The organism is Streptomyces sp. NPDC001507 (assembly GCF_042894765.1).
Lineage (GTDB): Bacteria > Actinomycetota > Actinomycetes > Streptomycetales > Streptomycetaceae > Streptomyces.
This window is the reverse complement of record NZ_JBIAVV010000025.1, coordinates 1-7,156: the sequence shown is the minus strand read 5'-3', so window position 1 is coordinate 7,156 and position 7,156 is coordinate 1. Positions and strand designations below refer to the sequence as shown.

The 7,156-nt window shown below is 70.9% G+C and carries 2 protein-coding genes; both read left to right on the top strand.

All coding sequences use genetic code 11. The features are described 5' to 3' along the window. Complete coding sequence (locus ACFY0K_RS44665) at nucleotides 1–3,774, top strand: amino acid adenylation domain-containing protein (protein WP_390644771.1); 3,774 nt, start codon at nucleotides 1–3, stop codon at nucleotides 3,772–3,774. Continuing rightward, on the top strand, nucleotides 3,771–7,156 hold a 3,386-nt coding region (locus tag ACFY0K_RS44660; RefSeq protein ID WP_390644770.1), incomplete at its 3' end, for an amino acid adenylation domain-containing protein. The genes ACFY0K_RS44665 and ACFY0K_RS44660, both read left to right, overlap by 4 nt.

Genomic DNA, 7,156 nt, shown 5'->3' with positions numbered 1-7,156 from the left:
GTGCTGCGCACGGACACGTCCGGTGATCCGACGTTCGCTGAGTTGATCGCTCGGGTGCGGGAGCGGAGTCTGGCCGCCTACGCGCACCAGGACGTCCCCTTCGAGTACCTGGTCGAGCTGCTCAACCCGACCCGCACTTTGTCGCACCACCCGCTGTTCCAGGTCATGCTCGCCCTCCAGAACGCCCCCGAGACCGAGCTGGAGCTTCCCGGACTGCGAGCCGGGGTCGAGCTGGGCAGGACGGGTACGGCGAAGTTCGATCTGTTCTTCAGCCTCGCCGAGCAGCGCAGCGCCCATGGCGAGCCGCAGGGCATCAGCGGTGCGATCGAGTACTCCAGTGACATCTACGACGCGCCGACCGTGCAGGCCCTGTTCGACCGTTGGCTGAGGCTGTTGGACGCGGCCGTGTCCGATCCCGACCGTCCTCTGGCCGACATCGACATGCTCACCCCCGATGAACACCGCCGTGCCGTGGTCGAGTTCAACGACACGGTGCATGCCGTGCCGGAGGTCTCCCTGGGCGAGCTGTTCGTCCGGCAGGTGGCTGAGACGCCCGATGCCCCGGCGGTCACCGACGGCGCCGTCACGCTCACGTACGCACAGCTCGACGCGCTCGCGAGCCGGTTCGCGCATGAGGTGATCGGCAGGGGAGTGCGGCCCGGTGACGCGGTCGGTGTCCTCCTTGAGCGTTCGATCGCAACGGTTACCACGGTGCTGGGTCTGATCAAGGCCGGCGCGGTCTATGTGCCCCTCGACGTCCGCTATCCGGCCGACCGCATCCGCCATGTCCTGGCCGACACCGGCGCGCGCCTGCTGATCACCGACGAACGGTCGGTTCCGGAATCAGGTGCCGAGGCCGTGGAGTTGCTCCACATCGAGTCTCCTCGGTCCCATGGGACCGACCCTGGTGATCCCAGGGTGGGTGTGGGGTCTGGGGATGTGGCGTATGTGATGTACACCTCGGGTTCGACGGGTGCGCCCAAGGGGATCGTGGTGACGCATCGCAATGTCGCCGCTCTGGCTCTGGACCCGCGGTTCGACCGTTCGGCGCATGAGCGGGTGTTGCTGCATTCGCCGGCCGCGTTCGACGCTTCCACGTACGAGTTGTGGGTGCCGCTGCTGAGCGGCGGGACCGTTGTGGTGGCACCGGCCGGGGACCTGGACGTCCCGGCCCTGCGGCACACCGTCTCCAGCCAGGACATCACCGCGTTGTGGCTGACCAGTTCTCTGCTGAACGTGGTCGCCGAGCACGCCGTGGACGCGCTGTCGGGTGTTCGGCAGGTGTGGAGCGGGGGTGAGGCCGTCTCCGGTGCCACGGTGCAGCGCCTGCAGGAGGCCTGCCCGGCGTTGACGGTGGTGGACGGCTACGGGCCGACGGAGACGACCACGTTCGCCACTCGTCACCCCGTGCCGCGTCCGTACACCGGGGGTGCGACGGTGCCGATCGGCCGTCCGATGGCCAACACCCGTGTCTACGTGCTGGACGCACACCTGCGGCCGGTGGTGCCGCAGGTGTGCGGCGAGCTGTACGTCGCCGGGGACGGTCTGGCCCGCGGCTATCTCAACAAGCCCGGTATGACGGCCGAGCGGTTCGTCGCCGATCCCTACGGTCTTGAGCCGGGCGGGCGCATGTACCGCACGGGTGACCTGGTGCGTGTCAACGCCGGCGGGGATCTGGAGTACATGGGCCGTGCCGACCAGCAGGTGAAGGTCCGTGGTTTCCGGATCGAGCCCGGCGAGATCGAGAACGTCCTCACCGATCATCCCGCGATCGGCCAGGCCGCCGTGGTCGCCCACCACGACCAGACCGGCAGCACCCGCCTGATCGCCTATGTCGTCCCCGACACCGGTGAAACACCGGCAGATCTGCGGGAGTTCGTGCGGCAGCGGCTGCCCGAGTACATGGCGCCGTCCACGTACGTCACCCTCGACCGGCTGCCGTTGACGGCCAACGGCAAGCTCGACCGGGCCGCGCTGCCCGAACCCGATCAGGGCGCGCGGGCGGATGTGCCGCGTCGTGAACCGCGGACCGAGCGCGAGCGACTGCTGGGGACGCTGGTCGCGCAGGCCCTGGGCGTGGACAACGTCGGCCCCGACGACGACTTCTTCGCGCTCGGCGGCGACAGCATCGTCTCGATCCGGCTGGTCAGCCTCGCTCGCTCGGCGGGTGTCGGACTGGCGGTCCGGGACGTCTTCGAGCGGCGGACCGCGGCCGGACTGGCCGAGATCGCCGAGGAACTGCCCGTGTCGGCACCCGATTCCGGCGACTCCGGCGTGGGAGAGCTGGAACCGACGCCGATCATGCGCTGGTTCGACGCGCGCGGTGGCGACATCGACGCGTTTCACCAGGCGATGCTGCTGGAGGTGCCGGCAGGGTTGCGCGAGGACCACCTCGTCGCGGCCGTGCAGGGGCTCGTGGACCACCACGACGCGCTGCGGTTGACCCGGAAACACAGCGGTCAGGACAACGGGGCGTGGTCGCTTGAGGTGGGCCCGGTGGGGTCCGTGTCGGCTGCGGACGTGGTGCATCGTGTCGACACCACCGGTGCGGCCGTCGATGCGACGCTGGTCCGCGCACAGGCGGAGGCGGCGTCCCACCGGCTGTCGGCCGAGCGCAGCCTGCTGGTTCAGGTGGTCTGGTTCGACGCCGGACCGGCCGAACGGGGCAGGCTGCTGATCGTCGTCAACCATCTCGTCGTCGACGGGGTGTCCTGGCGGATCCTGCTTCCCGATCTCATCGCCGCCTGCGAGTCCGTCGGGGGCGGCCGTCCCCCACGGCTGGACCCGGTGGGCACCTCCCTGCGTCGCTGGACGAGTCTCCTCACGGTCGAGGCCCGGAAGCCGGCCCGCACCGCCGAGGCGGCGCTGTGGACCGGACTGCTCACCGCGGCCGACCCACCGCTGACCACTGGCCGGCTCGATGCCGCGCGGGACACCGTGGGCCGGGCCCGTGAGCTAACGCTCTCCCTGCCGCCCGAGGTCACCACCCCGCTCCTGACGACGGTGCCCACGGCCTTCCACGCGAAGGTCGACGACGTCCTGCTCACCGCGCTCGCCCTGGCGGTCGCCCAGTGGCGCCGGACCCATGCACGCGGGCGGCACACGGCTCTCCTCGTGGACGTGGAGGGCCACGGGCGCGAGGAGATCGTCGAGGGCGTGGACCTCTCGCGCACCGTGGGGTGGTTCACCTCGTTGTATCCCGTCCGTGTCGACCCCGGCCCGCTGGCGTGGGAAGAGGTCGTCGACGGCGGGCCGTCGCTCGGACAGGCCCTGAAACGAGTGAAGGAACAGGTCCGCTCCCTGCCCGACCGTGGCATCGGCTACGGCCTGCTGCGGCACCTCAATCCCGACACCGCGCCGGAGCTGGCCGGGCTCGCCGTACCGCAACTCGGATTCAACTACCTCGGCCGGTTCCCCTCGGCGGGCGCCCCGGTGGTCCCCGGCCGCCCGGAATGGACGGTGGCCGCCGAGACGGGTCTGCTGAGCGGCGCCGACCCGGCGACCGCCCTGGCGCACGGGGTTGAGGTGAACAGCATGGTCCGCGACATCCCGGACGGGCCGGAACTGGAGGCCGTCTGGACCTGGGCGCCGGATCTGTGGACCGAACGGCACGTCCGAGCCCTGGCCGACCACTGGTTCCGGGCGATCCGCGGACTGGTCCGGCACGGCGAGCGCTCCGGCACCGGCGGCCACAGCCCCTCGGACTTCCCCCTGACCGAACTCAGCCAGCACGACATCGAGCAGCTCGAAGCAGCGTGGAGGGTGCAGAAATGACGTCGTCGGGCCTGGAAGACATCCTCCCCCTCTCCCCGATGCAGGAGGGGCTGCTGTTCCACTCCCGCTACGCGCAGGACGGCGCGGACGTCTACGCGGTGCAGCACGTCTTCACCATCGAGGGCGTCCTCGACGCGGCGCGGCTGCGGGCCGCCGTGCTCGCGCTCGTCCAACGGCACCCGAACCTGCGCGCCGGATTCCGGCAGGTGGACTCCGGCCGCACCGTACAGCTGATACCACGCCAGGTCGACGTTCCATGGGACGAGTTCGACCTGTCGCCGCTTCCCGAGGCCGACGCGGAGGCGGAGCTGGCCCGGCTCACCGCCAAGGAGCACGCCCGCCGGTTCGACCTGGCCGAGCCGCCCCTGCTGCGCTTCTTCCTGGTGCGCCTGGCCGCCGAAAGCCACCGCCTCATCATGACCACCCACCACATCCTGCTCGACGGCTGGTCGACGCCACTGCTCGTGCGCGAGCTGACCACGCTGTACGACAGCCAGGGCGACACCACCGTTCTGCCCCGAGTGGCCCCCTACCGGCAGTACCTGGGATGGCTCGCGCAGCAGGACCAGCCGGCGGCGGAGGCCGCCTGGCGGGAGGCGCTCGGCGGACTCGAACAGCCGACGCTGCTCGCCCCGGTGGACCCGGGCCGTCCCGGACTGATGCCGGAGCGGATCACCGTGGAGCTGGACGAGGACCGCACAGCAGCGCTGGCCGACTGGGCGCGCCGGCACGGGGTGACCCTGAACACCGTGCTCCAGGCCGCCTGGGGGCTTGTGCTGAGCCGACGCACCGGCCACGACGACATCGTGTTCGGGGCCGTCGTGGCCGGGCGCGACCCTCAACTGCCCGGCGTCGAGAGCATGGTGGGGCTGCTCATCAACATGGTGCCGGTGCGGGTGTCCCTCAACCCGGCGCAGTCCCTGCTGACCACCGTCGAACAGGTGCAGAGCGCGCAGTCGCGGCTCACCGGACACCACCACCTCGGACTCGCCCGCATCCAGCAACTGGCCGGTCTGGGCGACCTCTTCGACACCTCCCTGGTCTTCGAGAACTACCCGTGGGACGACCCCGGCGAGCGGCCGGAGACCGGGCTGCGGATCACCCCTGACCTGGGTCGCGGGCGGGACGCGACGCACTATCCCCTGACCCTGATCGCTGCCCCGGGTCGTCGTCTGTACCTCCGCCTGGACTACCGCGACGACCTGTTCGGCGAGACGACGGCCGCCGGGTTCGTCGACCGGTTGATCCGGGTGCTCGACCTCGTCGTCACGGATTCCTCCCGGCCGATCGGGCGGATGGATCTGCTGTCCGCGCAGGAGCGGGCGGCTGTGCTGGCGGGGTCGGCTGCTGTGGTGTCGTCGCGGGTGACGTTGCCGGAGTTGTTCGAGGCGCGGGTGGTGGCGGCGCCGGGTGCGGCGGCGGTGGTGTGGGAGGGTTCCACGCTGTCGTACGGGGAGTTGAACGAGCGGGCGAACCGGCTGGCTCATGTGCTGGTGGGGCGTGGTGTCGGTCCGGAGGACGTGGTGGCGGTGGCGCTGCCTCGCAGTGCGGACCTGGTCGTCGCGGTCTTGGCGGTGCTGAAGGCGGGCGCGGCCTACCTGCCTCTTGATCCGGCCTATCCGGCGGCTCGGGTGGCTCACATGGTCGGCGATGCGCGGCCCGTTCTTGTGCTGACGACGACCGGGCACCGTCCTCCGGCGGACACCGTCGCCGCGACGCCGGTGCTGCTGCTGGACGCGCTCGACGTGACGGATCAGCCCTCCGGCAATCCCGTCACCGCTCTCGCGCCCGAGAATCCCGCCTACGTCATCTACACCTCCGGCTCCACCGGCCGACCCAAAGGCGTCGTCATGCCCGCGGGCGCACTGGTGAACCTGCTGGAGTGGCACCACGAGGCGATCGGCGGCGAACCCGGCACCAGAACTGCGCAGTTCACGGCCATCAGCTTCGACGTCTCCGCGCAGGAGATGCTGTCGGCCCTGATGTTCGGCAAGACCCTGGTGATCCCGGACGAGGACGTCCGGCGGGACGCGGCCCGGTTCGTCGAGTGGCTGGACGAGCACGAAGTGGAGGAACTCTTCGCGCCCAACCTCGTCCTGGAGGCCGTCGCCGAGGCAGCCGTCGAGCAGGGACGTGCGCTGCCCCGGCTGCGGACCATCGCGCAGGCCGGCGAGGCCCTTACGCTGAGCCGCGTCGTCCGCGAGTTTCACGCCTCGGCACCAGAACGCGCGCTGCACAACCACTACGGCCCCACCGAGACCCATGTGGTCACGGCACACACCCTGAGCGAAGACGCCGACAGCTGGCCGCTCACCGCGCCGATCGGCCGGCCGATCGCCGACACCCGGGCTTACGTCCTGGGTTCGGGGCTGGAGCTGGTGGCGCCCGGCGTGGTGGGGGAGCTGTACATCGCGGGGGCCGGTGTCGCCCGCGGCTATCTGGGCAAGCCCGGCTTGACGGCCGAGCGGTTCGTGGCGGACCCGTACGCGTCCGAGCCGGGCGCGCGGATGTACCGCACCGGTGACCTCGTGCGCTGGAACCAGGACGGCGAGCTGGAGTTCGTCGGCCGCGCCGACCACCAGGTCAAGATCCGCGGCTTCCGCATCGAACCCGGCGAGATCGAGAACGTCCTTACCGAGCACCCCCACATCACCCAGGCCGCCGTAGTCGTCCGCGAGGACCAGTCCGGCAGGGCCCGGCTGGTGGCCTATGTGGTGCCCCGGGAGGCCCTGCGGCCCGAGGAAGCACGGGAGTTCGTCCGTGGGCGGCTGCCCGAACATATGGTGCCATCGGCCGTCGCACTCCTGGACCGCCTGCCGCTGACCGCCAACGGCAAGCTGGACCGCGCCGCCCTGCCCGTGCCGGAGTTCGCGTCGACCGGATCGGGCCGAGGGGCGCGCACGCCGCAGGAGCAGATCGTCTGCGATCTGTTCGCACAGGTACTGGGGCTGTCCCGCGTCGACGTGGACGACGACTTCTTCGAGCTCGGCGGCCACTCGCTGTTGGCCACCCGCCTCATCGCCCGCATCCGTGCTGCGTTCAGCGTCGAGATCGGCCTGCGCACGCTCTTCGAGGCACGGACCGCGGGCGCGGTCGCGGCCCGGCTCGACACCGCCGGGCCCGCACGGCTCGCCCTGACCAAGCAGCAATTGCCCGACGCCGTGCCCCTGTCGTTCGCCCAGCGGCGGCTGTGGTTCCTGCGCAAGATGGAGGGGCCGAGCGCCACCTACAACATCCCGCTGACTCTGACGCTGAACGGCGAGTTGGACCGTGACGCGCTGTGGGCCGCCCTCGGTGACGTGGTGGCCCGGCACGAGAGTCTGCGGACGGTGTTCCCCGAGGCCGACGGCACGCCGTACCAGCACGTCCTCGACCGTGTGAG